A 413-nucleotide genomic window follows, 5' to 3' on the forward strand; every position below is an offset into this window, starting at 1 on the left:
ATTGGCCTGCCGCCGCTCCGTCTTGCTGCGCCGCTGTTGGTTGACTCGTTCACGGATCCCGGTCAGGTCTTCCAAGGCAATAAAACGGTGGGTGGCCAGTGCCCTAGCAACAATGGACTTGGAGATGCGATGGTTCACCCAAGCTTGAAAGCGCCTCTCCCGACCAGACAGCCGTTGCAACAGCTCCCGACACCTGCGCCGAATGCTGCGTGGGCCCTGACTGGCCTTGCGTTGGAGAACCGCTCTCAAGCGGGAGTAGTGATCCCTCACCTTATTTAGCTGCTGTCCATTCCAGTTATCCCCCTCAGAGGTGTGGGCAATATCTCTCCTACCCAAGTCCACACCCATCGCCTCGGTGGTGTCTTGTGGCTCCGGTGGGTCCTGCTCCACGCAAATCTGGATGTAGTAAGAAC

General features: G+C 58.4%; 1 protein-coding gene. It reads right to left on the bottom strand.

The window, feature by feature from the left end; translation table 11 throughout:
• A partial coding sequence (locus NW835_RS12545) for a transposase (RefSeq protein WP_414415458.1) occupies positions 1-413 on the bottom strand: 413 nt, incomplete at both ends.

The organism is Synechococcus sp. OH2 (assembly GCF_047462155.1).
GTDB lineage: Bacteria > Cyanobacteriota > Cyanobacteriia > Thermostichales > Thermostichaceae > Thermostichus.